The organism is Roseixanthobacter psychrophilus, from assembly GCF_043195195.1.
Classification (GTDB): Bacteria; Pseudomonadota; Alphaproteobacteria; order Rhizobiales; family Xanthobacteraceae; genus NCEH01.
In genome coordinates this window covers 1-1324 of record NZ_JBAFWT010000134.1, presented here as the reverse complement: position 1 = coordinate 1324, position 1324 = coordinate 1, and the positions used below count along the sequence as shown (strand labels likewise).

The following is a 1324-nucleotide window of genomic DNA, read 5'->3' as shown; positions in this document are numbered from 1 at the left end:
GATGCCGATGCCGGTGGCGATCACGCCGGCGCCGGCGGCGATGACGGAAAAGACGGGGCCGAGCAGGCCGAGCGCGGTTACCAGCAGCAGCCCGGCGCCGGCGAACGACAGCACCTGGTCGATCGCGCCGGGAAAGGCGGCATCGACCTGCCCGATCAGGCCCATCATCTGCGCCATGAACGCATTGAGCATGGGCAGGTTGGTGGCGAACGCCGCGCCGACGCGGTCGCCCAGCTGCTTGACGCTCTCGTTGAAAATGTTGAGCTGCGTCGCGGGTCCGGCCATCTGGGTCGCGGAGTCCTGCCCGATGACGCCCTTATCGGAGGCGTTAATGGCGCGTTTGAACTCCAAATACTTTTCGACGTTGGCCAGCATTGGCAGCATGAAGTCCAACACCTGCACGTCGCCGAACAGGCCGCCGAGCTTCTCCGCGCCAGCGATTTTTTTGATCTGCTCAAGCGCGGAATCTGTGGCCTCTTTGTCGGTTTTTCCGTGAGCTTTCTCGCGGTTGTAGATGTCCAGCATGTCTTTCTTCGACATGCCGGTCAGCTTCAGAACCTTGTCGATCGCGGACTCGATCGGGTTGAGGCCCTGCGCCGCAGCAGACTGCATGACGCTCATGATATCGACGCCGGCTTTCTTGAAGTTCTTGATCGTTTCCGGCGACAGAATTTTTGTGAGAAAGTTCTTGAAGTTGTTCGCTGCTGCCGAAGTGGAATCGGTCCCGAACATGGCGATCTGCAGGGATGCGCCGATCGTTTCGACCGCTTCCATGCCGCGGATCCCGAACTTATCCATTTGAGCGGCCAGCTCCGGGAGATCCTTGGCCATGTCCTTGAATTCGAAACGGCCGAGCTTGCCGGCGGTGACCAGCTTGCCGAACGCGTCTTCCATCTGATCGGCCTGGATCTTCAGGGTGTTGTTGAGCGCGAAACCCACCTTGGCCACGTCCACGGGCACGGCGGATGCGGCCTTGCTCACGCGCCCGATCGTCGGCAGGAGCTTGTTGGCGAGGGCATCGTCCATGCCCGCCGCGACGAGGATACCGGAGGCGTCCGCGATCTGATCAGACGTCAGGCCCACCTGAAGGGCGAGCGCGCGATAGCTCACGGCCATTGACCGGATTCGCGCCTCGGCCTCGGCCCCGAACAATCCAGCCGTCACGGCGATGTCCCGCAATTTTTGATCGAACGCCGCCGCTGACTGAATCGGCAGCATGAAGGAGATCGCCGCGACCGCGCCGCCCAGCACGCCGATGCGCTTGGCAAGCCCGCTCAGCCGTTCGAACTGCCGCTGGATCCCGCGCAGCGGGGCCGTGAGGCGA

At 62.7% G+C, this 1324-nt stretch carries 1 protein-coding gene; it reads right to left on the bottom strand.

Translation table 11 applies throughout. The features are described from left to right. The coding region (locus V5F77_RS28820; RefSeq protein ID WP_429008476.1) for a phage tail tape measure protein at positions 1-1324 on the bottom strand (1324 nt) is incomplete at both ends.